26 protein-coding genes, 1 other RNA gene and 1 pseudogene are annotated in these 25,766 nt (G+C 59.9%); 14 read left to right on the top strand and 14 right to left on the bottom strand.

Translation table 11 applies throughout. The features are described 5' to 3' along the window. Window positions 1–61: 61 nt before the first annotated feature. Both E8M77_RS16000 and E8M77_RS15995 read right to left on the bottom strand, forming a co-directional pair. Window positions 62–892, bottom strand: a complete 831-nt coding sequence (locus tag E8M77_RS16000; protein WP_137131617.1) for an MBL fold metallo-hydrolase — start codon at window positions 890–892, stop codon at window positions 62–64. Between the two features lie 114 nt (window positions 893–1,006). Further along, the gene (locus E8M77_RS15995) at window positions 1,007–2,263 is read right to left on the bottom strand and encodes an MFS transporter (protein ID WP_137131616.1); all 1,257 of its coding nucleotides are present in this window, start codon (window positions 2,261–2,263) and stop codon (window positions 1,007–1,009) included. Here E8M77_RS15995 and E8M77_RS15990 point away from each other — a divergent pair. Both E8M77_RS15990 and E8M77_RS23920 read left to right on the top strand, forming a co-directional pair. Continuing rightward, window positions 2,262–2,450, top strand: coding sequence for a hypothetical protein (locus tag E8M77_RS15990; protein ID WP_137131615.1), 189 nt, complete (start codon window positions 2,262–2,264; stop codon window positions 2,448–2,450). The genes E8M77_RS15995 and E8M77_RS15990 overlap by 2 nt on opposite strands. 55 nt (window positions 2,451–2,505) lie before the next feature. Beyond that, window positions 2,506–2,667, top strand: a complete 162-nt coding sequence (locus E8M77_RS23920; protein ID WP_170975899.1) for a hypothetical protein — start codon at window positions 2,506–2,508, stop codon at window positions 2,665–2,667. A 21-nt stretch (window positions 2,668–2,688) separates the two neighbouring features. On the opposite strand, the gene E8M77_RS15985 is transcribed toward E8M77_RS23920, so the two are convergent. The 4 genes from E8M77_RS15985 to E8M77_RS15970 all read right to left on the bottom strand — a co-directional run bounded on the left by E8M77_RS15985 (window position 2,689) and on the right by E8M77_RS15970 (window position 8,031). Continuing rightward, a complete protein-coding gene (locus E8M77_RS15985; protein WP_137131614.1) occupies window positions 2,689–3,606 on the bottom strand; it encodes a PhzF family phenazine biosynthesis protein in 918 nt (305 codons plus the stop codon). Window positions 3,607–3,751: 145 nt separating this feature from the next. Further along, on the bottom strand, window positions 3,752–4,648 hold the full coding sequence (locus E8M77_RS15980) for a fructose bisphosphate aldolase (RefSeq protein WP_137131613.1): 897 nt from the start codon (window positions 4,646–4,648) through the stop codon (window positions 3,752–3,754). A 223-nt stretch (window positions 4,649–4,871) separates the two neighbouring features. Continuing rightward, the gene (locus tag E8M77_RS15975) at window positions 4,872–6,071 is read right to left on the bottom strand and encodes a phosphoglycerate kinase (RefSeq protein WP_137131612.1); all 1,200 of its coding nucleotides are present in this window, start codon (window positions 6,069–6,071) and stop codon (window positions 4,872–4,874) included. 70 nt (window positions 6,072–6,141) lie between these two features. Then, on the bottom strand, window positions 6,142–8,031 hold the full coding sequence (locus tag E8M77_RS15970; RefSeq protein WP_137131611.1) for a potassium/proton antiporter: 1,890 nt from the start codon (window positions 8,029–8,031) through the stop codon (window positions 6,142–6,144). Window positions 8,032–8,483: 452 nt separating this feature from the next. On the opposite strand from E8M77_RS15970, the gene E8M77_RS15965 reads away from it, so the two are divergent. Beyond that, a complete protein-coding gene (locus E8M77_RS15965; protein ID WP_246659287.1) occupies window positions 8,484–9,689 on the top strand; it encodes a TadE/TadG family type IV pilus assembly protein in 1,206 nt (401 codons plus the stop codon). Window positions 9,690–9,780: 91 nt separating this feature from the next. Here the strand turns inward: E8M77_RS15965 and gap are convergent, their stop codons facing one another. Next, entirely contained in the window at window positions 9,781–10,791 is a 1,011-nt protein-coding gene (gene gap / locus E8M77_RS15960; RefSeq protein WP_137131609.1) for a type I glyceraldehyde-3-phosphate dehydrogenase, read from the bottom strand. A 69-nt stretch (window positions 10,792–10,860) separates the two neighbouring features. Beyond that, window positions 10,861–12,840 carry a transketolase gene (tkt, locus tag E8M77_RS15955; protein ID WP_137131608.1) on the bottom strand — a complete coding sequence of 660 codons (1,980 nt, stop codon included), beginning with the start codon at window positions 12,838–12,840 and terminating at the stop codon, window positions 10,861–10,863. Between the two features lie 319 nt (window positions 12,841–13,159). Between tkt and E8M77_RS15950 the strand changes: the two genes are divergently transcribed. From E8M77_RS15950 to E8M77_RS15915, 8 genes are all read left to right on the top strand, one after another. Next, window positions 13,160–13,432, top strand: coding sequence for a DUF4164 domain-containing protein (locus tag E8M77_RS15950; RefSeq protein ID WP_137131607.1), 273 nt, complete (start codon window positions 13,160–13,162; stop codon window positions 13,430–13,432). A gap of 31 nt (window positions 13,433–13,463) precedes the next feature. Next, complete coding sequence (locus E8M77_RS15945) at window positions 13,464–13,841, top strand: cell division protein ZapA (RefSeq protein ID WP_137131606.1); 378 nt, start codon at window positions 13,464–13,466, stop codon at window positions 13,839–13,841. A 45-nt stretch (window positions 13,842–13,886) separates the two neighbouring features. Continuing rightward, a non-coding RNA gene (gene ssrS / locus E8M77_RS15940) (6S RNA) lies at window positions 13,887–14,045 on the top strand. Between the two features lie 297 nt (window positions 14,046–14,342). After that, entirely contained in the window at window positions 14,343–15,614 is a 1,272-nt protein-coding gene (locus E8M77_RS15935) for a hemolysin family protein (protein ID WP_170975911.1), read from the top strand. Beyond that, window positions 15,611–16,186: a 5-formyltetrahydrofolate cyclo-ligase gene (locus E8M77_RS15930; RefSeq protein ID WP_137131604.1), complete on the top strand. Its 576-nt coding sequence runs from the start codon at window positions 15,611–15,613 to the stop codon at window positions 16,184–16,186. Before E8M77_RS15935 ends, E8M77_RS15930 begins: the two co-directional genes overlap by 4 nt. Before the next feature lie 17 nt (window positions 16,187–16,203). Beyond that, window positions 16,204–17,028 carry a TIGR00282 family metallophosphoesterase gene (locus tag E8M77_RS15925; protein WP_137131603.1) on the top strand — a complete coding sequence of 275 codons (825 nt, stop codon included), beginning with the start codon at window positions 16,204–16,206 and terminating at the stop codon, window positions 17,026–17,028. A gap of 16 nt (window positions 17,029–17,044) precedes the next feature. Further along, window positions 17,045–17,236, top strand: a complete 192-nt coding sequence (locus tag E8M77_RS15920) for a DUF1192 domain-containing protein (protein WP_137131602.1) — start codon at window positions 17,045–17,047, stop codon at window positions 17,234–17,236. A 348-nt stretch (window positions 17,237–17,584) separates the two neighbouring features. Further along, a complete protein-coding gene (locus E8M77_RS15915; protein ID WP_137131601.1) occupies window positions 17,585–18,097 on the top strand; it encodes a DUF1465 family protein in 513 nt (170 codons plus the stop codon). Between the two features lie 170 nt (window positions 18,098–18,267). On the opposite strand, the gene E8M77_RS15910 is transcribed toward E8M77_RS15915, so the two are convergent. Genes E8M77_RS15910 through E8M77_RS15900 form a run of 3 tightly spaced genes read right to left on the bottom strand, consistent with a single transcriptional unit; the run spans window position 18,268 to window position 19,901 of the window. Beyond that, window positions 18,268–18,972, bottom strand: a complete 705-nt coding sequence (locus tag E8M77_RS15910; RefSeq protein ID WP_137131600.1) for a DUF2807 domain-containing protein — start codon at window positions 18,970–18,972, stop codon at window positions 18,268–18,270. 33 nt (window positions 18,973–19,005) lie between these two features. Then, window positions 19,006–19,578, bottom strand: coding sequence for a DUF1700 domain-containing protein (locus E8M77_RS15905; protein WP_137131599.1), 573 nt, complete (start codon window positions 19,576–19,578; stop codon window positions 19,006–19,008). Continuing rightward, on the bottom strand, window positions 19,575–19,901 hold the full coding sequence (locus E8M77_RS15900) for a PadR family transcriptional regulator (RefSeq protein WP_137131598.1): 327 nt from the start codon (window positions 19,899–19,901) through the stop codon (window positions 19,575–19,577). The genes E8M77_RS15905 and E8M77_RS15900 overlap by 4 nt, the downstream gene beginning before the upstream one ends. 104 nt (window positions 19,902–20,005) lie before the next feature. Between E8M77_RS15900 and E8M77_RS15895 the strand changes: the two genes are divergently transcribed. Continuing rightward, the gene (locus E8M77_RS15895) at window positions 20,006–20,986 is read left to right on the top strand and encodes a dienelactone hydrolase (protein ID WP_137131597.1); all 981 of its coding nucleotides are present in this window, start codon (window positions 20,006–20,008) and stop codon (window positions 20,984–20,986) included. Between the two features lie 24 nt (window positions 20,987–21,010). Here the strand turns inward: E8M77_RS15895 and E8M77_RS15890 are convergent, their stop codons facing one another. The 3 genes from E8M77_RS15890 to rpmE all read right to left on the bottom strand — a co-directional run bounded on the left by E8M77_RS15890 (window position 21,011) and on the right by rpmE (window position 22,556). Beyond that, the gene (locus tag E8M77_RS15890; protein ID WP_137131596.1) at window positions 21,011–21,241 is read right to left on the bottom strand and encodes a hypothetical protein; all 231 of its coding nucleotides are present in this window, start codon (window positions 21,239–21,241) and stop codon (window positions 21,011–21,013) included. Between the two features lie 109 nt (window positions 21,242–21,350). After that, entirely contained in the window at window positions 21,351–22,208 is an 858-nt protein-coding gene (locus E8M77_RS15885; RefSeq protein WP_137131595.1) for a D-alanyl-D-alanine carboxypeptidase family protein, read from the bottom strand. Window positions 22,209–22,334: 126 nt separating this feature from the next. Next, on the bottom strand, window positions 22,335–22,556 hold the full coding sequence (gene rpmE / locus E8M77_RS15880) for a 50S ribosomal protein L31 (protein ID WP_137131594.1): 222 nt from the start codon (window positions 22,554–22,556) through the stop codon (window positions 22,335–22,337). 212 nt (window positions 22,557–22,768) lie between these two features. Here rpmE and E8M77_RS15875 point away from each other — a divergent pair, with 212 nt between their 5' ends. Together E8M77_RS15875 and E8M77_RS15870 are read left to right on the top strand one after the other, a co-directional pair. Next, window positions 22,769–24,553, top strand: a complete 1,785-nt coding sequence (locus E8M77_RS15875; protein WP_137131593.1) for an ABC transporter transmembrane domain-containing protein — start codon at window positions 22,769–22,771, stop codon at window positions 24,551–24,553. Window positions 24,554–24,746: 193 nt separating this feature from the next. Further along, window positions 24,747–25,649, top strand: a pseudogene (locus tag E8M77_RS15870) (tripartite tricarboxylate transporter substrate binding protein); the annotation flags it as partial. Between the last annotated feature and the right edge of the window lie 117 nt (window positions 25,650–25,766).

Below are 25,766 nucleotides of genomic sequence, written 5' to 3'. Positions count from 1 at the left end.
ACCCGCTTTCCGGCCACAGGCAGCTCATCGTTCCAAGACCAAAGCGACATGGTAGGGGCAGTCAAAGCCCGAGCGGCACGAGAATGCGCGGCTTTTTCGGCAGGTTGCGCATGGTCACGGTAATCACTGGCTCCTGCGCATAGGCGATCTCGAAGCGACCGTCGAACATGGCAAGGAACCGCTCAAGCGGCGGCCCGCCGCGATGCATCGGCAGGATCAACGATGAGCGCAGCCGCTGCACCACCCGGCTCATACTGTCCGCCCCCATGGTCAACCCGCCATCGGTCGGTACCATCAGCACGTCCAGCCGGCCAATCTCGGCATAATGCCCATCGGTCAGTTCATGATGCAGATGGCCCAGATGCCCGATGCACAGACCGGCAATCTCGAAGATGAAGATGGAATTGCCGTTTTCCTCAAAGCCGCCATAGGCGCGGATATCGGTCGCCACATTGCGGATATAGCTGTCACCGACCATCACCCGATGCTCGGCCTTCTGGCCGGGCACATCGCTCCAGCCCGGCAGGACATGCTCTATGCCGGGATCGGGCGACAGTGTGTAATGGGTGGAATGCGCCTTGTTCATCGTCACCACATCGGGTGAAAGCGGCGGGCGGTAGACGCCGCTGTAGTCGGTGGCGATCACCACACCGTCCGGGCTCTCGATCTGGTAGGTGGAATGGCCGACAAAGGTGATCTTCACCTCTTCGCGTTCCGAAAGGGTTTTGCTCTGCGCCGTCTCAAACGGCTTGAAACTGGCGAATGTCACCTTGGGAATGGCCTCGGCAATTGCCTGGCACTGGCTGGCAGGCATTTGCGCACCCTGCGCCCAGGCGCTCGACGCGGTCGCCACCGCAGATAACAGAGCGAATGCGATAGTCCGCAGCATCATGCCACTCCCTCGACCGTTCTGCGGACGAAGATGAGCCATGCACCAAATGCCGTCCAGCCGGAACTATGACAGCCGGCCTCACAATCTTGTCATCACGAGCCCACAGGGGCGCCGTCAGCGCGCCTCGCCATCGGCCGGCGCACGCGGATCGAGCATCAGGCTTTCCGGCGTGGCAAGCGGCGCCATGGCCGATGGTGCCGTGGTGTAATTGTCCTTTTGCGCACTGGAAATCGGTGCGCGGCGGCGGCTGCGGAAAATGGCATGCGCCACCACCACCACATGTGCGAATGCCGTGACGCCGAACAGCGCATAGGGGCCGAAATGCGTCATCACCGGACCACCCAGCGTCGGGCCGATAATCGTGCCGATACCAAACAGCAAAAGCAGACCGCCCGAGATCTTCACGAAGTCCTCCGAGGAGGCAAAGTCATTGGCATGCGCAACGGCGATCGGATAGAGCGCATTGGCGGCCGCGCCATAGACGGCAACCAGAGCGATGATGACATAGACATTCAGCGGCTCAAACAGCACCAGTGCCAGGCCCGCCACCGCAGACAAGCCCGAAAGTGCCGCCAGCACATAGCGGCGATCCATGCGATCGGACAGGCGGCCGGCGGGAAACTGCATGATGGCACCGGCAAAGAGGGTGATCGACACCATGACGGCAATCGTCGCCTGATGCATGCCGGCCTGCGCGGCAAACACCGCAACCAGTGTGCCATAGGCGCCATTTGCGATACCGATCATCAGGATGCCGACAAAGGAGACGGGTGAATTCCGGTACAGCGCCGGCAGATCCAGACTGACGCGTTTGAGCGGTTGCGGGGAAGCCGCCGTCGACAGCGTGGTCGGCAGGATGGCGACGCAATAGAGTATGCCGCAAACCATGAAGAGCAGCGGCGTCGACACATCGATGACGCCGACCAGCAACTGACCACCGACGACGCCCATCAGCGTGATGGAAATATAAAGCGAGAAGATCGCCCCGCGGCTCTCATTCGTCGCGCGCTCGTTGAGCCAGCTTTCGATAATCATCGAGGTGCCGGCCGTGCAGAATCCGGTCACGGCCCGCAGCGTCAACCAGGCCACATCATCCACTACGATGCCCGTCACCAGGACATTGAGGCAGATAACGGCACCGAAGCCGGAAAAGGCGCGCACATGGCCGATGCGGCGCACCAACTGCGGCGCAACGAAGCAGCCCAGCACGAAACCGCCGGCCCAGGTGGTGCCGAGAAGACCGAGCACCTCGTTGGAATAGCCTTCCATCGTTCCACGCACGGGCAAAAGCAGGCCTTGCAGGCCATTGCCGAGGAACAGGAAGAGGGTGCCGAGAAGGAGGCTGAGGACAGGCAGGAGATTGCGCGGCATGATGATGGACCGTGGGCGTTCCGGTTCAGGTTTCGCCGCACAGGAAAGCACGACAATCGTTAATTGCTCCGCCCAGAAAGCGCAGGATCTGCGAATATTTCGCGTCTCAATGGCCTCGGTCGTGGGGATCGGCCCGAAACCTGCAAAAGAAATGGTTCCGAATCTGAGCCCGGCGGCCTATCTGTAGTGCAGGGAAATCATGTCCAGCCTGTGGCTGACCGTCCGATGCCTGCAGGAAAATCATGACCAAACTGATCGGCCTACTGCTCCTCCTGGCCATGATCGTGCAGATCATCAAGCCCATCGGGCTTCCCGGCTTGCAGCTGCGTGCCGATTTCTGGAAGCTGGCGGTGCTCGCCTTCGTGCTCTGGGCCATCACGCTGCTCGCGCGCGATTTCACCTGAGCGACAACAACAAAGCATGCCTCAGTAGAGGATCGATCCTTGCATCACCGGCGCGCTGGCGCCTGCAATGGTAACCGAGACCGGCTCGCTCGCCTGCTTTTCCACACGCACATGGATGAGGCTGCGGCGGCCCATTTCCACACCCTGCTCGATTGTCATGTCGAACACGCCATCGCGGCGCGGATCGAGACGAGCAAGCAGCGCCGACAACGCGCCCGAGGCGCTGCCGGTGGCTGGATCTTCGGCCACATTGTCGAGCGGCGCAAACATGCGTGCCCGAAGCTTGGATGGATCGGCGGTATCGCGCACATAGAGGAACATCGGAAAATCATTCTCAGGCGTCGCATAACCGTCGCGCGCCTGTCGAAACAGCGCAATATCCGTGCGCGCTGCGGCAAGCGCTGCCAGATCGGCCAGTTCCACCATGACAAAGGCAAGCCCGACGGAGGCAGTGCAGGGCATATGTCCGGTGGTGCGGATCTGCGCCGGATCGAGCGAGACACAGGCGGCGGCAAGTTCCAGCGGGATGACAGGGCCAAGCTCAAGCGCGCGCGGCGCGCGGATGGCCGCACCCGTGACGCGCCCCTCATGCCTTTGCAGCAGGACTTCGACCAATCCCGCCTTCTCCTCGAAGATCAGCCGGTCATCGACGCTTTTGCCGAAAATCTCGGCCATCTGGCCGATCACATAGGCCGTGCCGACATTCGGATGGCCGGCAAACGGGACTTCCGCCACGGGGGTGAAGATCCGCACTTGCGCATGATGAGCCGGATTTTCCGGCGGAAGCACGAAGGTGATTTCAGAATAGCCGAACTCAGCGGCAATCTTCTGCATGGCCGCGTCGCTGATGCCGCGCGCATCGGGAAAAACCGCAAGCGGATTGCCGGTGAAACGCTCCTGCGTAAAGACATCCACTGTAACGAATTCTGCTTTGCGCATGCCTGCTCCTCCAGAGTTTGAAGCAACACGGCTATCGCAGCCCGGCCTTCGCCACCAGCCAAAGGTTTTGACGCAAACCATCAGAAACTGTGAAGGGCCGCCCAGCAACAGTGCGACCCTTCATCTTCTGCGAAAATCGGTTGGATCAAGCCTTGTTGACGCTGGCCGCGTAGATCTGATCGATCGTTGTGCCCAGGCTGGCATTGAACTCGGCGTCACTCATCGAAACGCGCAGGCCTTCCGTCAGTCCGCGTGAAAAACTGGCGATCATGCCATGGTTATGCGTCAGTTTTTCGCAGGCATGTGCGGTGCTGTAGCCGCCGGACAGGGCGACGACGCGCACGACCGAGCTATGGGCAATCAATGGCGCGTAGAAATCGGCAACCGTCGGGATCGTCAATTTGAGCATGACGGTCACGCCGGCGGGAAGCTTGTCGAGCTGCTGGGCGATCTCGTCGCGCAGAATGGCTTCTGCTTCTACTTTGGTCGGGCTCTTGATCGACACTTCCGGCTCGATGATGGGCATGAGACCCTGGCCAATGATCTGGCGCGCAACCGCGAACTGCTGCTCAACGACAGCAGCTATGCCGGCTCTGTCGGCATGGGCAATCACGGAGCGCATCTTGGTGCCGAAAATACCTTTTTCGCGAGCACGGATCAGCAAAGCGTCAAGATCGGGCATCGGCTTCATGGTCTGAACGCCGTTGTCCTCGCCGTTCAGCCCCTTGTCGACCTTCAGGAAGGGCACAACGCCGCGCTTTTCCCAGAGATAGGAGGGAACAGCCTGACCGTCGACATCGCCGTCCATCGTGCGTTCGAACAGGATTGCACCGATAACCTTGTCACCCGAAAAGGCCGGTGCCCGCATGATGCGCACGCGCATAGCATGCATCAGGCGGAACATTTCCTCGTCGCCCTGATAATCGGCTTCAGACACACCATAGAGGCTCAAGGCTGTAGGCGTTGAACCGCCGCTCTGATCCAGCGCCGCAATAAATCCGGGCGCGGAACTCATCTTGTCCAACATCTTGGCGTACCCCATGCTTTCACTCCTGTCCCTAAAGTCGGTGCACAACGCGTTGCTATCGCGTTCTATAGCATTCGCGGATAACAGAAGTTTTTTGGCGGGGAAATCCTTGGCTAAATCATTGAAACGATTGAATTCATTTCAATCGTTTAAAATATCTAAAATAATTTAAATCTGTTCGTATCCGCATGCGGAGCCCTTGGCGAAAACTCCGCATGCGCTATCTGGTTGTGATCGATCAGCCGTGGATCAGGACGGCAACGCCCGGCAGTTCCTTACCTTCCATCCATTCCAGGAAGGCGCCGCCGGCAGTCGAGATATAGGAAAAGTCATCGGCAACGCCGGCATGGTTGAGCGCCGAGACCGTATCGCCGCCACCGGCGACCGATACTAGTTTGCCGGCCTTGGTCTGTTCGGCGGCATGCTTGGCAACTGCCACGGTTGCCGTATCGAAGGGCGAGATTTCAAACGCGCCGAGCGGACCGTTCCACACCAGCGTCTGGGCGCGGCTGATCCAGCCATTGATCGCCTCGATCGACTTCGGGCCCACGTCAAGCACCATGGCATCGGCCGGGATTGCCTCGATATCGACAACCTCGTTTGCGGCACCAGCCTTGAATTCGCGGGCAATCACGCCGTCGATCGGCAGCACGATGGCGCATTGGGCGCTGGCCGCCTCGATCATGATCTGCTTGGCGGTTTCGGCAAGATCATGTTCGCAAAGCGACTTGCCGACATCGGTGCCGCGGGCTGCAATAAACGTATTGGCCATGCCGCCGCCGATCACCAGCGCATCGACCTTCTTGACGAGGTTCATCAGGAGATCGATCTTGGTGGAAACCTTGGCGCCACCGACAATGGCGACCACCGGGCGGTTCGGCTTGCCGAGACCCTTTTCCAGAGCCTCGAGTTCCTGCTGCATGGTGCGCCCGGCATAGGCCGGCATGTGATGGGCAAGACCTTCCGTCGAGGCATGCGCGCGGTGGGCGGCAGAGAAGGCATCATTCACATAGATATCGCCATTGGCGGCCAGCGCCTTGGTGAAATCCGGATCGTTCTTTTCTTCGCCCTTGTGGAAACGGGTATTTTCCAGAAGCAGGATATCGCCATTGGCCATGCCGGCAATGGCAGAGCCTGCCACCTCGCCGATGCAGTCATCGGCAAACAGCACCGCATGATCCAGCACGTCTTCCACGGAAGGTACAATCAGCTTCAACGACATATCTGCAACCGGCGCACCCTTCGGGCGACCGAAATGGGCGAGCAGGATCACCTTGGCGCCCTTGCCCGACAGTTCCAGAATGGTAGGCGCGACGCGCTCTATGCGGGTCGCATCGGTGACCTTCCCGTCCGAAACCGGAACATTGAGATCGACGCGCACGAGAACGCGCTTGCCCGCAATATCGGAAAGGTCGTCAAGGGTCTTGAATGCCGGCATGATAGGTATCCGTTCTGCTCGTTGAATTTTGAAGCGGACCATAGCCGACCTGACCGGGGACGCAAGGCAGTCACACCTGATTTTCGCCCTTCCCGGCTGCGGCTTCGGAAGCTGGAAGCGACGGCGCAGCGACCGTGGCCGGCGCGATGGGAGGCTGGCCGCGTCCACGGTAACGACGCAGCGTATCGCGCAGGCGATGGGCGATTTCGCGCATATTGATGAAGATCGGCAGCGAGATCGCCGGCTCGACAGGCTCCAGCGAAATGCCGACCGAGCGGATATGCTCGTGCTCGTCAAGTTCGCGCACGATGAGGATGATTGAGCCCAGACGCACCCGGTCGGCAAAATCCGCCTTGCCACCCAGCCGATAGGCCATCATGTCGCCAATCGTCATGGCCTGCTCGGCTACAGACAGAAGCCCCGGCCCATAGGCGGCATCCAGTTCCTTGGCTGGACGCGAGGGCGAGATGGCAAAGGCGCCGAAGAAATCCGCGTCGTCTTCATCCACCGGCACGCGCGAGGCAAACAGCCGGTCGAGCAGTCTCGAATAGTTTGGCGCGACAAACAGGTAGACGTAATCCTTCTCGCGCAGCCGCCCGGCATATTGATAGCGCATGCTGCGGCCATCACGCACCACCAGCGACGGCGTTGCCCAGCGCGGAATGCGCTCACCGCGCAGCACTGGGCTGTCCTTGATGACTCGGTAGGAGATCAACTCGTGATTGGCGCGGCCGGGCAGGTCGAGTTCCACCTTGTCCACCTCGCCCATGCGCGGCGGCGTGATCAGGCCGAGCTTTTCCGCCACCGGCCGGATCGTCCAGCCCTGAAGCAAAAGCGAGACCAGCACGATGATGAAGGCCGTGTTGAAATAGACATGGTTCGCGTCGATCCCGCCGAGGATCGGCATGATGCCGAGCAGAATGGAGACAGCGCCGCGCAGTCCCACCCAGGCAACGAAGCCGATTTCCTGCTGGGTGAAATCAAAGGGCAGAAGGCTCAGCCACACGGCAATGGGCCGCGCAACGAAGATGAGGAACAGGGCCAGCCCCACCGCCGGCAGCAGAATCGAGGGAAATTGCGAGGGCGTGGCAAGAAGCCCCAGCAGCAGAAACATGATGATCTGCGCCAACCAGGTCAGGCCATCCTGAAAGCGCTTGATCGCTTCCTTACCGTAAATCTTGCGGTTGCCGGCATAGATGCCCGCCACATAGACGGCGAGAAAACCGCTACCGCCAACGGCACCGGTGAAGGAAAAAACCAGCATGGCCAGTGCCAGCACGAAGATGGGCGCAAGCCCCCGATCAACCGGCAGGCGGTTCAGCACTGTGACGATCATGATGCCGCCAAGCGCACCCATCAGGCCGCCAAGGCCCATCTGCTTGACGAACATGGCCAGCAGATCAAGGTTGAAACCGGACGCCCCTTGCCCTGACGAGATCAGTTCGACAAGCGCGATGGTGAGGAAAACCGCCATCGGATCATTGGTGCCGGATTCCACCTCAAGTGAGGATCGCACCTTGTCACGGATATGGATGCCACCGATGCGCAGCAAGAAGAACACAGCCGCCGCATCGGTGGAGGCGACGATGGAGCCGAGCAGGAGGCCTTCCATCCAGCTGACGCCGAGAAACAGCGAGGCGGCAAAGGCAAAGATCGAGGCAGTCAGCAGAACGCCAAGCGAAGCCATGGTCAGCGCCGGTGCAGCGGCAATGCGGAAGGAATGCAGCGAGGTGCCAAAGCCGCTATCAAACAGGATTACCGCAAGTGCCAGCGAGCCTAACATATAGGCCATGGGATAGTTGCTGAAATTGATGCCGATGCCATCGACACCGGCCACCAGGCCGATCAGCAGGAAGACGAGAAGCAGAGGCGCGCCGAAGCGAAAGGCCAGCAGACTGGAAAACGCTGCCGCCAGCACCAAAATCGTACCGACCAGCAAAATGATGTAGAACGCATCCAATTTGCGTGTCCCCTTTTCAACTTCGACACCAACCGGCAAGCGTCAGCCGGCGGCCACTATTCATGTCGCTGATTGCAGACGGCTTTCCCGTCGCGGCACCCGCTGGAAAGCGTGCCGCGCGACCGCTCATCTTTGAGCGGAAAGCAGGAAAACAATGCAGGTCCGGCGTTTCACCGGCAGGAATCAGACGACGAGCTATTAGGCCGCATCAAATCCGGCAAGAGAAGGGCAAATACCGGCAATGACCCAGCATTACCCTCTCCCGGCTGCATTTTCACGCAATGCAGCCGCGCCTCAAGTGATTGATTCGGAGACTCCGCGGCATTTGAACTGTTTCCTTAACCGGACAGGAGTGCGCCTATGGCACCTAAAGTAGAAGAAACTGAAACATCGAGGGAAAGATGTTGGAGCATTCCAGTCAACGTAACACTGAATCGCCTATAGGCCGAATCATGCATGATTGCGGCGGAAATTTCGGCATCATCACCGCAATACTTTTGCCTGTGCTCTTGGCAGCAGCTGGCGGCACAGTCGATCTCTACGCTGCCTATAGCCAGAAGCTCGACATGCAGGCAACACTGGATGCGGCCGTGCTGGCAGCGGCTCACCAGAAGGATGAGACGGTACGTTCTAATACCGTGACAAGTTTCATCAGCACTTACGACTCGACAACAGCGCCGCAGGCGGAAGATGCTCTCAAACTGCGGCTTGCCGTCGAGACAAACAGCGACGGAAGTCTGAGTGCGGAATACCAACAGAAACACAATACGGATTTTCTAGGCTTGATCGGCATTTCCACCATCCCGATCGAGGTGCGCGCGACGGCCATTGCCAATGGCACCGAAGGGACAGCCGAAGCCCCCGCTTGCATCCATGTGCTTGGCAAACAGAACCAAGCGGTGTTGATCAATTCAGGCGCAAACCTCAGGTCGAAGGCCTGTCGCATCAATGTCGAATCGACAGCCGCACCCGCCTTCATCATGAATGCCGGCGCCCACATCGAGACCGCGAAGTTCTGCGTGCGGGGCACGAGTTATATCAAGAATGGCGGCACGCTGGCGAATCTGGAAGTCGGATGCTTGGTCCCTCCCGATCCCTATGCGGGCAACCTGCCGCAGCCGAACACATCCGGCGTCTGCGCCAATTCCGGAACGCGCGATGGCAAGAACATCACACTGGAGCCCGGCATCCACTGCAACCTGACCTTCAACGGCAGCCCGACAATCACCTTCAAACCTGGCCTGCACATCATTAAAGGCCGGATGATCGCCAATTCCGGTTCGACGATCATCGCCAATGGCGTGACCTTTTACTTCCCTGACGTGGATAGCGAACTGCGTGCCAATGGCGGGCTGAGCTTGACGGCAACGGCACCGACCAACGGTCCCTACAAGGGCATCCTGATGTTTGAGCCGACCGACAGCAATGGGGCAAAACGCCAGTATGTGTTCAATGGATCAATGGGCGAGACGCTGGAAGGCATTATCTACTTGCCGAACCGCGATGTGACCTACAATTCCACCACCAACCAGACGAGCCGGATCAGCATGGTCGTCAACACGATGATCATGAACTCGGCCAACTGGAACGTGGAACCCTTGGCGGGCGGCGCCGGCTCCAACCAAACCAGCACGCAATCGGTGCGCCTGCTGCGCTGATGCAAAGCCCGTTCATCACACATAAAAAAAGGGCGACCGGGATATATCCCGACCGCCCTTCTGTCTTACAGATCTGTCGCGTTAGGCGAGATCAGATGAGCTTTGCCATGGCAACAGCCGTGTCCGACATGCGGTTGGAGAAGCCCCATTCATTGTCGTACCAGGTCAGGATGCGCACGAAATTGCCCTCCAGAACCTTGGTCTGGTCGAGCGCGAAGATCGACGAATGGCTGTCGTGGTTGAAGTCGCGGCTGACCAGCGGCTCATCCGTATAGCCCAGAATGCCCTTCAGCGCGCCATTGGAGGCGGCGATGATGGCATCGTTGACTTCCTGAACCGTGGTGTTCTTCTTGGCAACGAACTTGAAATCGACAACCGAGACATTCGGGGTCGGCACGCGGATCGAGGTGCCGTCCAGCTTGCCCTTCAGTTCCGGCAGGACGAGGCCAACGGCCTTTGCAGCACCGGTCGAGGTCGGGATCATGGAAAGCGCTGCCGCGCGGGCGCGGTAGAGATCCTTGTGCATGGTGTCGAGCGTCGGCTGGTCGCCCGTGTAGGAATGGATCGTGGTCATAAAGCCATGATCGATGCCGATCGCATCGTTCAGCACCTTGACGACCGGAACCAGGCAATTGGTCGTGCAGGATGCATTCGAGATGACCAGGTGGTCCTTGGTCAGCTGATCGTGGTTGACGCCGAAAACGACGGTCAGATCAGCGCCATCGGCCGGAGCCGAAACGATGACGCGCTTGGCGCCAGCCGTCAGGTGGGCGGCAGCCTTGTCACGCGAAGTGAAGATGCCTGTGCATTCCATGGCGATGTCGATGCCGAGTTCGGCATGCGGCAGTTCAGCGGGGTTGCGCACCGCCGTCACCTTGATCGGCTTGCCGCCGCCCACGATGATGGTGTCGCCCTCGACCTTGACGCTGGCCGGGAACTTGCCGTGGATCGAATCGTAGCGCAGCAGATGCGCGTTCGTCTCGACCGGGCCGAGATCGTTGATCGCAACCACTTCGATATCGGTGCGACCCGATTCGACGATGGCTCGCAGAACGTTACGGCCGATACGACCGAAGCCATTGATGGCAACCTTGACAGTCATGTGCATTCACTCCCTTGGAAATTGGGCTTTTGATGGTCAGATGGGGCGCCCAAAAGCGCCCCAAGCCGTTCAGAGCTTGGCTTCCGCCGCAGCAACGACCGCTTCCACGGTGATGCCGAAATGTTTGTAGAGGTCCTTGGCCTGGCCGGATGCACCGAAGGACTTCATGCCGATAAAGGCGCCGTCATTGCCGATAAACGCATCCCAGCCCTGGCGGATGGCGGCTTCGACGCCGATCTTGACCGGCGAAGTACCGATAATGGCTTCGCGGTAATCGTCGGACTGTTCGAAGAACAGTTCGAAGCAGGGCACGGACACGACGCGGGTGGCGATACCCTTGGCTTCCAGCGCCTGCGCCGATTTCACCGCAATCTCGACTTCCGAACCGGAGGCAAAGATCGTGACCTTGGCATCGCTCGACGAGATCAGCTCATAGGCACCCTGGGCACACAGGTTCTTCTCTTCGTATTCGGTGCGCACCGGCATCAGGTTCTGGCGGGTCAGCGCCAGACCAGAGGGGCGATGCTTTTCGTTGAGAGCCAGTTGCCAGCATTCCGCCGTTTCGGTCTCGTCCGCCGGGCGGAAGACCAGAAGATTCGGAATGGCGCGCAGGGAGGCCACATGCTCGACCGGCTGGTGGGTCGGGCCGTCTTCGCCAACACCGATGGAGTCATGCGTCCAGACATGCACGACGCGGATGCCCATGAGGGCCGCGAGACGCACCGACGGGCGGCAGTAATCCGAGAAGATCAGGAAGCCGCCGGAATACGGGATCAGGCCGCCATGCAGCGCAATGCCGTTCATGGCGGCTGCCGTTGCATGCTCGCGAATGCCCCAGTGCATATAGCGACCGGAGAAATCCGTCGGGGTGATCGACGTCATCTGGCTGGTCTTGGTATTGTTGGACGGCGTCAGATCGGCCGAACCGCCAAGGGTTTCCGGCAACAGGCCATTGATCACTTCCAGCGTATCTTCCGAAGCCTTGCGGGTGGCAACGGTCGGTGGGTTGGCGGCAATCTTCTGCTTGAAGGCATCGATGGCGCTATCGAATCCACCCGGCAGGTCACCGGCGAAACGACGCACGAATTCGGCGCGCTGCTCGGCCGGGGCTGCGGCCAGGCGCTCTTCCCATTCCTTGCGGGCCTTGGTGGAGCGCAGGCCGGCCAGACGCCAGGCGTCCAGCACGTCGGCTGGAACCACGAAGGCTTCCGATTCCCAGTTGAGCGACTTGCGGGCCGCGGCGATTTCTTCGGCACCCAGCGGCGAGCCGTGTACCTTGTGCGTCCCCTGCTTGTTGGGCGCGCCAAAGCCGATGATGGTCTTGGCGGCAATCAGGGTCGGGCGGTCGGATTTCTGTGCAGCCTCGATGGCCGCGGCAATCGCGTCCTGATCGTGGCCGTCCACTTCGATCGTGTTCCAGTGTACCGCCTTGAAGCGGGCGATCTGATCCGTCGAATCCGACAGCGATACCGCACCGTCGATAGTGATCTTGTTATCGTCCCAGAAGACGATCAGCTTGTTCAGTTTCAGGTGACCGGCCAGCGCAATGGCTTCCTGGCTGATGCCCTCCATCAGGCAACCGTCACCGACCAGCGCATAGGTGAAGTGGCTCTGCAACTCGGAACCGAATTCCGTAGCGAGCTTCTTTTCCGCAATTGCCATGCCGACGGCATTGGCAATGCCCTGGCCGAGCGGACCGGTGGTCGTTTCGATGCCGGAAATATGGCCGTATTCCGGATGTCCGGCGGTCTTGGATCCCAGCTGGCGGAACTGCTTGATGTCCTCGATCGAGATGTCCTCATATCCGGTTAGATAGAGAAGCGAATAGAGAAGCATGGAGCCATGGCCGGCCGACAGCACGAAGCGGTCGCGGTCAGGCCAGAGCGGGTTCTTCGGATCGAACTTCAAATAGCGGCTGAAAAGCACTGTCGCAATGTCGGCTGCCCCCATCGGCAGGCCGGGATGGCCGGAATTGGCCTTCTCGACGGCATCCATGGAGAGGAAACGGATCGCATTCGCCATCCGGTTATGTTTTTCGGGAGAGGTCATGGCGGGTCCGCTGGTTTGCAGTGTCAATCACGGTCCCTGGCGGGACCAAATGAGGCGCGGCTGATCCTTATCAGCTGCGACGGCCAAGTCAACAAAATGGACCGCCGCAAGGTTGCTGTCGATGTCTTTGCTGTTACCCTCACATAGACCTTTCACAGGCTAGGTAAAGGGGCATGCTGCAGCGCGATCCACAGCTTAGGCAACCTTCGGCAGGGGTCGCTTTATTGACCGGCCACACGGCCCCGCATAGGGTACCGGGCATATGAGAAAAAGGGCAAGCGCGATTCGCACATGCCCTTGCAGACCGAGTGCCAGCAGGATGCCGGTGGAAAAAACCTTAGACGCAGCCATATCCGATCTCTGGGCTTCAATGACCAGCCTGGAGAACGCCATTGATATGCGGATAGAGCGGCAGCGCGAGGCAGCCGACGTGGAGGGCGAGGTTCGACGGGTGCATGCCGACAGGCAGCGCTTGGCACAGGAGCTCGACCAGTCGGAATTCCGCGCCAACCGCCTGGAAGAAGTCAACCGGGAGGTTTCGCGCCGACTGGTCACGGCGATGGAGACCATCCGCGCCGTGCTCGACCGGTAGTCCAAGCGGACACGAAGGGATCAGTGAGCGCATGGCGCAGGTAACGGTAACGATCGACGGCAAGGCCTACCGCATGGCCTGCGAAGAAGGCCAGCAAGGACATCTGGAGGAACTCGCCTCCCGCTTCGACCGCTATGTCGGACACCTGAAGAGCCAGTTCGGCGAGATCGGCGATCTGCGCGTCACGGTCATGGCCGGCATCATGGTGATGGACGAACTGGCCGAGGTCACCCGCAAGGCCGCAAGCCTGGAAGGTGAAATCGAAACGCTGCGCAGCCGGCGCGATGGTGCCGTGCAGGAACACCAGCGCTCAGAGGAAGCTGTCGTCGATGCGCTTAGCCAGTTGGCATCGCGCCTCAACGGCATTACCGCAAAACTTACCGCGCGTCCGAAGGTCGAAACCAATTAGCGTTTTCCCACTGGCGGCAGGCGGCAAGCTATCCTATATATGAAATGCGGTCTGCGCTTCCCGACAGGAACCACAATCCCTGGGGCCATACTCGATCCAAAGGGAGCTGTCCCTGACCAGGCCCGTGGGCTTGGACATATGGCGCCCACCTACGTTTGTAGGCACCCAGGATCGTAAACATCCATCGGTCGTCGTGGATCGCACCCTTCCCCTCAACTATGCAGCAGCTCGCCCGGATTGCAGACATTTTGTCAGCCCTGAAAAGGTCTGCGACAGACACCGGCTGTCAATCTGGAAGAATGCGGCTGTTGCAAACGGTGCGGCCTGACATTATCATGCCCCTCAACGTCAGCCGTCCCGTCGAATGGAACCCGATTCCGCCTGCGATGTGGTGCGGCAGGATCTGCCGGCAGGTCGTGCGGGTCCGGGAATGCTCGCTTGGAAACGCGCGAGCGCCTTTCCCTGACGGCAACTCATGAGATTGTTTTGTTAATCGAAATTCTGATTGTCGTCTCCTTCACCATTCTGAACGGCGTTCTTGCCATGTCAGAGCTGGCGGTTGTCTCGTCGCGTCCCATCCGTTTGAAAATGATGGCCGATCAGGGCAGCAGAGGCGCAGCGCTTGCCATGCGCCTGGCCGAACATCCCGGTCGTTTCCTGTCCACGGTCCAGATCGGCATTACCCTTGTCGGCGTGCTGTCCGGCGCCTTTTCCGGCGCAACGCTGGGTGCGCGCCTGGCCGAGTGGCTGGAACTGCAGGGCCTGTCGCCAGCCATGGCGGACGGCTTCGGCGTCGGCACCGTCGTTGTGGCCATTACCTATCTGTCGCTGATTGTCGGCGAACTGGTTCCCAAGCAGATCGCCCTGAAGGCCCCCGAAGCTGTTGCAGCGCGAGTGGCGCCGGCCATGGTGGTTCTCTCCAAAGTCTCGCTGCCGCTTGTCTGGCTGCTCGATGCATCCGGGCGTGCGGTCCTGCGCCTGCTGGGCCAGCAGGGTCAATCGGAAGAGCGCGTCACGGATGAGGAAATCCGCAGCGTTCTGGCCGAAGCCCATAGCGCCGGCGTGATCGAATCGGAAGAATCGGCGATGATCTCCGGCGTCATGCGGCTGGCCGATCGCACGGCGCGTGGCCTTATGACGCCGCGACGCGATGTCGAAGTCATCGATATCGAAGACGATTTTGCAGAAATCCGCGAGCAGCTGCGCAATACGCAGCGCTCTCGCCTGCCGGTGCGCAATGGCGCTTCCGATGAAATCCTCGGCGTTCTCTTCGTGAAAGATGCCTATGAGGCCATCGTCCAGGGCCTCGATCTCGATATCCGCAACCGCATGCGCGAAGCGCCCGTCGTATCCGACCTCACCGGCGCCATTGACGTCATCCAGGGCCTGCGCCGCACCTCGGCCCAGATGGTGCTGGTCTATGATGAATACGGCCATTTCGAAGGCGTCATCACCTCCGGCGATATTCTTGAAGCGATCACCGGCGTGTTCGAGGAGGACAATGTCGATGAACCGGCCATCGTGCTGCGGGACGATGGCAGCTATCTGGTGGCGGGCTGGATGCCTGTCGATGAATTCGGCCATCAGATGGGCTTTACCATGAAGGAAGACCCGGATTACGAAACTGTCGCCGGTTTCGTGCTGGATGAATTGAAGCGCCTGCCGGAACTTGGCGAAAGCTTTGTCTGGAACGGCTGGAATTTCGAGGTCATAGATCTGGACGGCCGGCGCATTGACAAGCTTCTCGTGCACAAGCTGGCCGACAGGGCATGAGCGGGGCGGCGGTTGAAAAGGCCCGGCTGAGGGCCGAACGACTGGCCGCGCGCGATGCCATTCCCCCCGCAGACCGCATTGAGAAAAGCCTATTGATGGCCGAGCACGGGCAAGAGGCGCTGACATGTCCGCCCGGCGCCGTGGTCTCCGGCTTTTCGCCCATCCGCTCCGAAGCCGATATCAGGCCGCTGATGGCCGCGCTCAAGGCACGCGGCGCGCGCCTATGCCTTCCCGTCATTCTCGACAAGGAAACCATCGTGTTTCGCGAACTGGTCGCCGGCGCCGAGCTCGTGCCCATGGGCTTTGGCACCTTCGGCCCGGGCCCTGAGGCGCAGGTGCTGGAACCCGATCTGATGCTGATGCCGCTGGCAGCCTTTGATGCACACGGCCAGCGGATCGGCTATGGCGGCGGCTATTATGACCGCGCCATTGACCGAATGCACAAAAAAGGCTCGGCACCGCAGCTCATCGGCATTGCCTTCGATTGCCAGGAGGTGGCATCTGTGCCGGCAGAAATCCACGATATGCGCCTGCATGCCATCCTGACGGAAAGCGGCTTCAGGCGTTTCTAACACTTGATCGGATAGGCATGCGACTTCTGTTTCTCGGCGACATGGTAGGCAAGACGGGACGGACCACCGTCTGGGACAAACTGCCGGGCCTCATCTCCGACCTCAAGCTCGACTTCGTCATCGTCAATGGTGAAAACGCCGCCGGCGGCTTTGGCATTACCGAAGACATTTTCCTCGAAACCATCAATGCCGGCGCCGATGTGGTGACCACCGGCAACCATGTGTGGGACCAGAAGGAAGCGGTGACATTCGCCAGCCGCCACGACCAGTTCCTGCGCCCGGCAAACTATCCCGCCGGCACGCCAGGTCGCGGATCGGGCCTCTTCTATGCCCGCAATGGCGCCCGCATTCTGGTGGCCAATATCATGGGCCGCGTCTTCATGCATCCGGAACTCGACGACCCCTTCAAGAGCGCCGAGGCCATTCTCGGCGCCTGTCCGCTGAAGGAACAGGCTGACGCGATCATCTTCGATTTCCACGCCGAAGCCACCAGCGAAAAGCAGTGCTTTGGCCATTTCGTGGATGGGCGCGCAAGCTTTGTCGTGGGCACCCACACGCATGTACCGACCGCCGATCACCAGATCCTCAATGGCGGCACGGCCTATATGTCAGATGCCGGCATGTGCGGAGATTATGATTCCTCGCTCGGCATGGAAAAGGAAGAGCCGCTCAACCGCTTCATTTCCAAAATGCCGAAGGGCCGTTTCGAGGCTGCCAGCGGGCCGGCCACGATCTGCGGCGTCGGCGTGGAGATTTCCGATGCAACGGGTCTTGCCGAAAAGATCGCGCCTTTGCGCATCGGCCCGCGCCTTTCTGAAACAATTCCCGAATTCTGGCGCTGATAGGGAGAGGGCCGGCATGAGCCTGTTTGACGATGACAGACCGAAAAAGCCGGTGGCACACGAGATCGGCTGCGATCTTTCGATGATTTCGGTGGCCGAAATCGACCAGCGAATCACTCTGCTGGAGGCGGAAATTCAGCGCCTTCAGGACGAGCGCGTAGCAAAGAACGCCGGTCGTAAGGCAGCAGAAAGCCTGTTCAAGAGCTGAAAATCGAAATGAAACACAAGATCGCGCAGATTTTATACTTCGCGAGCAAGAGTTAACCTTACGTTAGGCATTTTCGGTAATGATGAATTTGTCCGGTCTTCCGGGCTCAGACGGCTTCTCCAGTCGGCGATTTTGGTCTGATTTCTCCCTGTTTTACCTTGAGAGCCGCTTTTGCGGCTCTTTTTTTTCGACCCCTGTGTAAACTGTGGGAATTAACCCTTCTTTAAGAATTGCCTTGCGGAATTCGTCTAGTGGTACCATCTTCTCAGACATGAACTGCGGAGACAGGAACTTTTCCTTGGCTCCGCGATTGCCTGATCAAGTTGGTGCGTTAGCAGGATAATCTCGATGTCAGAACAGGTATTGAATACCGTCAGTTTCGCCGGCCGCGCCGCTAACTCGTCGCAGTTCAAGGCACTCTATACCGAGGGCATGTCTCTCGTGGAAGAAACAGCTGCCTATCTCGATGGTCCCGGTCGCACGGCTGCCAAAGTGTTGCCGCGCCTTGCCACCGTGCTTTACGCGGCTGAATCCATGCGGCTCACCACCCGCCTGATGCAGATGGCCTCCTGGCTGCTGCTGCAGCGCGCCGTCAACAATGGCGAGATGAGCTACGATCAGGTGCTGGCGGAAAAGAACAAGGTGCGCCTCGACGGCTTCAATGTCGACCGCATGGCACCGGGCTGGGGCGACCTGCCGGAAGCCTTCCGCGAACTGGTCGAACGCTCGTTGCGTCTGCAGAACCGCGTGGCGCTGCTGGACCGGGAAATCTACCGCCCACAGGAAACCATCGTGCCCGACAACGAGAACGGCGTGCGCGCCCAGCTCGACCTGTTGCGCACGGCCTTTACCGGCAACTGAGCGACACGATCATTGTAGAATTGGGAAAGCGGGCCATGTGCCCGCTTTTTTCGTTGGTGGGGGTGGTGGGGCGCGATTGTGGCGGTGCGCCGATATGGCGTGACGGGCAGATGCATGTTGCAGGATGTTGCCACCGTTGAAATGCTCAGCCAGAATAGCGGCCTCGCGTTTCACGGCACCTGAACGATGCGACCGTTACCATTGATCTCTGCGCGCCGCATCGCCGGATGCCCCGACAATTCGACATTGCCGCTCCCGGCAATAGAAACATCCGCGTCAACCTTTGCGGTTAACGTCGCATCGCCGCTCCCACGAATTTGGACTGACGCCGATTGCGCAGTGAGGTCCTTAAACCGGGCTTCGCCAGAGCCGAATATGCCGAGGGTCACCGTACCGACAACTCCGGTTGCCGTGGCATTTCCACTGCCCTTGATGTCCACATAAAGCTCCGGCTGGTTGATGTGCGAAAGGCTCAGGTCGCTGTTACCGAGCAAATCCCATCGGGTGATGGATGGACCCGATATCTTGACATCAAGCGGCGTTGCAGACCAACCAGGCGCGCAATCCAGGCCCAGTCGGCCGGATTCAATACGCACGTGACTGACCAGTGCCGGGTCTCCGCTGACGATAACCTCTGCCTTTTCACCCGGCCGATAGTGTACGGAGCCGGGCAAGTCGATCACCAGCCTGTCGCCCGAAACGAAAGGCAACGTAATCTGCTGCTGCGTACCGCTTGCAGGCTCGCAAGTCGATCCTCTGTTCCATACATAGGCTGCGCTCGCCCAACCAGACCCGGAAAGAGCGGTTCCGAGCGTCAGGAGGCCAGCAGCGCCGATTAATCCTGCTGTCGCCATGAATGCCAGTTTGCGGTTCATGTCTCATCCCTTCGATAGATTTGGTTGAAATTCTCAGTTGCCGAGCCGATCCGGCCCGACCAGGCGGAAATGCAGTCGTGCATAATTGCCAAGAATGCGGATACCGCCTCCGAGGCCCAGCAGAAGCAAAGCCCCACCTCCGAGAAAGCCGCTCACAAGTCCCGCACCGATACACAAGCGGGCCAGCAGCACCCTCAACGTATCACCTGGGTTAAAGAGCAAAGCCGTAACAATGACATTCAATCCGGCCGCACCAATCGCCACCAGTCCAGTCGCAAATCCCAGCGCCAACAGAATTGTGAGTATCAACAAGGGCAGCAGAAGAAAGAGATCGACGATGGCCAGCCCGGCAAGCGCAATGGTCGCAGCGACAAGGTTCGAGAGGCTCCCATGCGTTTCAAAACGCTTCAGGCCTATGTCTGCCAGCAATTCCCGCGCAATCCTGCCGGGGTCACCGAGTGCCAGCACGACCTCAGCTTCACTGCGTCCCCGGCTCACCGATTCGGCAAAGTGGGCCGAATAGTCGGATATGATTTCTTCGATCTCTTCATTTGGAAGACCGCCAAGCCCGCCCCGCAACGTCTTCAGAAAGGCATCCTTGCTCATGATAAATCCTTAAGAAGTTTATCGACCGCGGCCGCGAAGGAACGCCAGTCGCTGCGATGTGTCTCGAAAACGGTTTGGCCGAGCGGCGTGAGCCGATAGTATTTGCGGGGTGGACCGCTGCTGGATTCGACAAGGCGTGTGGCCACAAGACCATCATTCTGCATGCGGCGCATCAGGGGATAGATCGTGCCCTCACCCATTCCCACTGCCGCGACCAAGGTGCTGGCAATCTCATAGCCATAGCTCTCACCCCGTGACAGCACGGCCAAGACGCATAGATCAAGAGCGCCTTTTCTCAGTTGGATCTGGATCGATTCGGCCATTCCATTCCTCATGTTTACAAACTGTTTATAGCACGCTACCTGTTATTGCAAGGTAGCAGAGCAAGACTGCTGCCAGGTATTTCTAACCAGCTGGAGCATTCACCATGACACGCCTACACTTGGCTCTCGCAGCCGCTTTCTGCTTCGCAATGTCGCCCGTACAGGCCGCAGGCCTGAAATTCCTTCACATCCCCGGCGGGCAGGATGGACCGGCAATCGATGCGGCGATGTGGTCGCCCTGTGCAGAAGCGCCTGAAGACATACAGGTCAAAGCGTTCACGATTCCAGCGGTTCTGGATTGCCCGATTGCGGGAGAAAGGTTGCCACTCGTGATCATTTCGCACGGCTATGGCGGTTGGTATCTTGGCCATCACGACACGGCTGAAGCACTGGCCGATTCCGGCTTCCTCGTGGTCGCCATTAATCATCCACACGCGAACTATGCCGATATGAGCCGCGCAAATGGGCTGGCTGCCCTTGTCGGGCGACCCACCGATATCAAACGAACTCTTGATTTGATGCTCACAGACTTCCCGGATTCCGCCAAGATCGCCCCAGAACGGATCGGTTTCTATGGTTTCTCTCAGGGCGGCTATACGGGGCTAGTTATTGCTGGTGCCAATCCCGATTTCAACAAATTGCCGCCGCGCTGTGCCGACCCGAAATCAGCCGGCTGCTCGCTGGCGGATCAAACCCGCCCGACGCAGAACTCACCATTGCCTCAGACTCTAACGCACGACCCCCGCATCAGGGCGATGGTGCTCGCCGATCCACTGAGCATCTTCTTTCAAACGACAGAGAGCGTGGAAAATGTCACTATTCCGCTTCAGCTCTGGGGATCGGAACTGGGAGGGGCCAGCGGCGCATCGCCGAAAGATGTTGCAACACTTGCGCATGTCTTGCTGGGAAAGCCCGAGTTTCGGGTTGTCCCCAACGCTGTCCATATGTCTTTTTTGACGATGTGCCCTGAAAGCCGACGGTCTTCGGAAGTGTGTCTCGACGCTCCGGGCTTCGACCGCGCCGCCTTTCACAGGGAGTTTAATACTGAGGTCGTCGCATTCTTCCAGCGAAACCTAGAGGAGTGAGCGACCTTTGCCCCCTCGCCCCCATCACCCCTCAAACACCACCGTCACGCCGCGCTGGCGGAAATAGGCCTGCATCAGCTTTCGGCCGGAGCGGTTGTTCTGCACGAGCTTTGCCGGGTCAAACACGGCTTGCTTCTGGCCGGCGCGAGCAAGCGCTGACTTCAGCGTGGCGATATGCAGGTCGATATCGGCATTATTGGCCTGGAGTGACTGGTAGATATGGTCTGTCGCCTCGGCTACGGTCGGTTCGCTCATGGGTCACTCCTGTCGCTTTCTGGGCGTCACTTTTAAAAATCTGGATTTGGACCTGCGCTGTAGCAGATGGCGCGGCAGAGGCAACCCATTGTGGATTGCCCCTCCCCCCTCACGGATTGGCAGCCATGCCGGCGGCCTTGGCCGGCTGCGCCTTCACCACGGGCTTTGCCGCCGGCAGGTGGCGGTCGAGCATCGCCTTCATTTCCTCGTCGCGTTCATGGCCGCTCTTGCCGCCGAGCACGACACCGACCAGCCGGTGGCCGTCACGGTCCACCGAGGTCACGAGATTATAGCCGGATGCATTGGTAAAGCCGGTCTTAAGGCCGGTTGCTCCGGGATAGGAATTCAGCACGCCATTGTGGCCGCGCAGTTTCATGCCGCGAAACACCATGCTCTTTTGCGAGAAAAGCTTGAACTCTTCCGGGAAGTCGCGCATCAGCGCCAGCCCGAGCACGGCCATATCTTCCGCCGTCGTCACCTGCGCAGGGTCGGGAAGGCCAGCTGGATTGCGAAACACCGTGCGCGACATGCCCAGCGCATGTGCCTTTGCCGTCATCATTTCGCCGAAGCGGGCTTCCGAACCGCCGAGCGTTTCGGCAACGGCGGTCGCTGCATCATTGGTCGATAGCACGATCATGCCGGTGACGGCCTCGCGCACGCTGATCGTGTTTCCGGCACCGATGGCGAATTTGAAAGGCTCCTTGCCATTGGCATTTTCCGAGATTGTCAGACGCTTGTCCCAGGTGAAGCGGCCATCATGCAGCGCCTCGAAGGTCATATAGAGCGTCATCATCTTGGTGAGCGATGCGGGAAAATTCAGCTCCTGCGGGCTCTCGGCCTCCAGCACCTTGCCGGTGCGGGCATCGATCAGGAAGGTGGCATGGCCGGACCAGGCGGGCAGCGCAGTCATGGCGATGAGGCCGGCGGCAAGGACCAGGCGAGAAACGGAGCGGGAGAGACTAGACATGCAGCACTCGGGGAAACGGATGATGGAAACGCTGGAAAACAACGCAACAGAAAACCGCCCGTGACCCAAGGTCACGAGCGGTTTGAATTCATAACGACACGGTCGCCGGGCGCAAGCCCCAAACGATCAGAGGCCGAGGCCGCCGAAGCGCTTGTTGAACTTGGAAACGCGGCCGCCACGGTCCATCAGCTGCTGGTTGCCGCCGGTCCAGGCCGGGTGCGACTTGGAATCGATTTCCAGGTTCATGACTGCACCTTCCGAACCCCAGGTCGAGAAGGTTTCGTATTCGGTGCCGTCGGTCATGACGACTTTGATCATGTGATAGTCGGGATGGATGCTGGCCTTCATGACAACTCTTCCTGCTGTGCGGGGTCTTTTTGTCGCAATTGCAGCGAGCGACCCTAGTCCGTAAATGAAGCCGTGCACCGGACCCGGCCACGGCTTCCCAATTCGATGCGGAGCCTATACAGGAAGGTCTCTGAAAGCACAAGTACCCGCGCCCGAGAGTTCCACGGGCTCAAACGGGGCTTCAAAACGGTGCAAGCGTGACAGACAGCCAAATGACGACCGAAAAGACCCGCCGCTCGCCGCAGCCCCTCTTGCGCCTGATGCCCTATGTGTTGCGCTACAAGCGTCTGGTGGCTGCCGCCATCTGTTTTCTCTCGCTCGCGGCTGCCACGACGCTTGCACTGCCACTGGCCGTGCGCCGGATGATAGACCATGGCTTTGCCGCAGCCGATGGCAGTTTCATCAACACCTATTTCGCCATGTTGCTGGCGCTTGCCGGACTTCTGGCCGTCTCCAGCGCTATGCGCTATTTCTATGTCATCACTATTGGCGAGCGGGTCGTCGCAGATCTCAGGCGCGAAGTGTTTGCCCGCGTCACCTCTCTTTCGCCGGCCTTCTTTGATGTGAACCAGTCGGGCGAGATCGTCTCGCGGCTGACGGCCGATACGACGCAGATCAAATCCGCCTTCGGCTCGGCCGCATCGCAGGCGCTGCGCAACCTCATTCTCTGTTTCGGCGCCATGGGCATGATGATCCTCACAAGCCCTAAGCTTTCGGCTTTGGTGCTGGGCGCCATCCCGCTCATCGTCTTTCCGCTGGTGGGCTTTGGCCGCTCCGTGCGTGCCCGTGCCCGCGCCGCCCAGGATACGCTGGCGGCAACCTCGGCCTTTGCCTCCGAAACCATTGGTGCAAGCCGCACCGTGCAGGCCTTTGGCGGCGAAAAGGCGGCAGAAGCCCGCTATGGCGCAACGGTGGAAACCGCCTATATGGCAGCCAAATCCGCCATCCGCTCGCGCGCATTTCTGACCGGCTTTGCCATTCTGATGGTCTTCGGCAGCATTGTCGGCGTTCTCTGGTATGGCGCGCAGGGCGTTCTCGCCGGCACGATCAGCGCCGGCACGCTCAGCCAATTCGTGCTCTACTCCGTCATTGCCGCAAGCTCACTCGGCCAGCTCTCGGAAGTCTGGGGTGAGCTGTCGCAGGCCGGCGGCGCTGCAGAGCGCCTGACCGAACTGCTGCGCGAAGTGCCGGCCATCCGCGATCCGGAACATCCCGTCGCCCTGCCCTCTCCCGCCCGTGGCGAGGTGAGCTTCGATGCTGTCTCCTTCGTCTATCCGTCACGCACAAGCGCCGTAACGCTCGATAGCCTGTCTTTCACCGTCAAGGCCGGTGAGACCGTGGCCATTGTCGGCCCATCGGGGGCCGGCAAAAGCACGGTTCTGTCGCTGCTGATGCGCTTTTATGATCCGACAGCCGGCGCAATCCTGCTGGATGGCGTCGATCTGCGCCAGGTGCGGGTGGCGGATCTGCGCGCCCGGCTTGCCATCGTGCCGCAGGATGTAACGATCTTCGCCGCCTCGATCCATGACAATATCGCCTTCAGCATGCCGCATGCCAGCCGCGAACAGGTGCGCCAGGCGGCGATTGCCGCCCAGGCCGATGAGTTCATTTCCCGCCTCGACAAGGGCTATGACACGCTGGCCGGCGAACGCGGCGTGACACTTTCGGGCGGTCAGCGCCAGCGCATCGCCATTGCCCGCGCCATCCTGAAGAATGCACCGGTGCTGCTGCTCGACGAGGCAACCTCGGCGCTCGATGCCGAAAGCGAAACGCTGGTGCAGACGGCACTCGATGGGCTGATGCAGGATCGCACGACAATCGTGATTGCCCACCGTCTGGCAACCGTGCTGAAGGCCGACCGCATTCTGGTGGTCGATGCCGGCCGCATCGTCGAAGAAGGCACACATGCGCAGCTGGTGGCGCGCGGCGGGCTTTATGCCAGCCTTGCCCGCCTGCAGTTCGAACCGGGCACGCAAGGCTTCATGGCGGCGCAGTAACAGGCTAAGCCAGACACATCGCCGGACAATCTTGGCGTGCTTCTCGGCATCGAGACGTTGTGCGCGGCGCATTTTACCTCCATTGTGAGATGACAGCATGTCGTCATCTCTGGGAGGAGTTTTCATGTCACCGTTTAAATCCATTGCCGCAGCCGCCGTCTTTGCCGGCCTTCTGACTGCCGGTGCCGCGCGCGCGGAATTTCCCGAGCGGATGATCACGCTCGTCGTGCCCTTTGCCGCCGGCGGCTCCACCGATGTCGTGGCGCGCATCATCGCACAGCGCATGTCCACCGATCTTGGCCAGCAGGTCATCGTGCAGAATGTCGCCGGTGCCGGCGGCAGCCTGGGGGCTGGAAATGTGGCGAATGCGCAGCCCGATGGCTATACGATCCTCATGGGCACGGTTGCCACCCATGCGCTCAATCCGCTGATTCTGAAGCAGAAGCCCTATGATGCGGAAAAGGATTTCGCTCCGGTGTCGCTGCTCGTCGTCGTGCCGAATGTGCTGGTCGTCAATCCGCAATTGCCGGCAAAGAACGTGGCAGAACTTCTGGCGCTTCTGAAGGCCAATCCGGATAAATATGCCTATGCCTCATCCGGCAATGGCACACCGCTGCATCTGTCGGGCGAATTGTTCAAGATCATGGCCGGCGTCAGCATGCAGCACGTGCCGTACAAGGGCTCCGGCCCGGCGCTGAACGATGTGATCGGCAACCAGGTGCCGATCATGTTCGATAACCTGCCCTCCTCCTCCGGCCATATCAAGGCCGGCACGCTGCGGGCACTGGCCGTCACCACGCCGCAACGCGCACCGTCCTTCCCGGATGTGCCGACCATCGCCGAATCCGGCATTCCGGGCTATGAGACCTATACGTGGAACGCCCTGTTTGCGCCGGCCAAGACACCGCAGCCGATCGTGGCCCGGCTGAATGCCGCCGCCAAGGTGGCGATGGCCGATCCGGTCGTGGCCGAACGCATGAAGGAATTCAGCGCCACCATCGTCGCCTCCTCACCGGAAGAGCTCGCCACGCATGTGAAGGTCGAAATCGCCAAATGGACGCCCGTGGTGAAAAACGCCAACGTGCAGATGGATTGATCCTTGTTTGACCTTGCATCCCCCTTCCCGGCGAAGGGGGATGTGTTTGGCGCATCAGGACGTTACGACATCGCGTCCGGCGATCCGGCACCGAAAAAGGCTGCATCCCCAAACCGT

The organism is Rhizobium sp. FY34, from assembly GCF_005222845.1.
Lineage (GTDB): Bacteria > Pseudomonadota > Alphaproteobacteria > Rhizobiales > Rhizobiaceae > Neorhizobium.
Note: the sequence above shows the minus strand (reverse complement) of the source record. Positions and strands in the feature narration are given on the sequence as shown.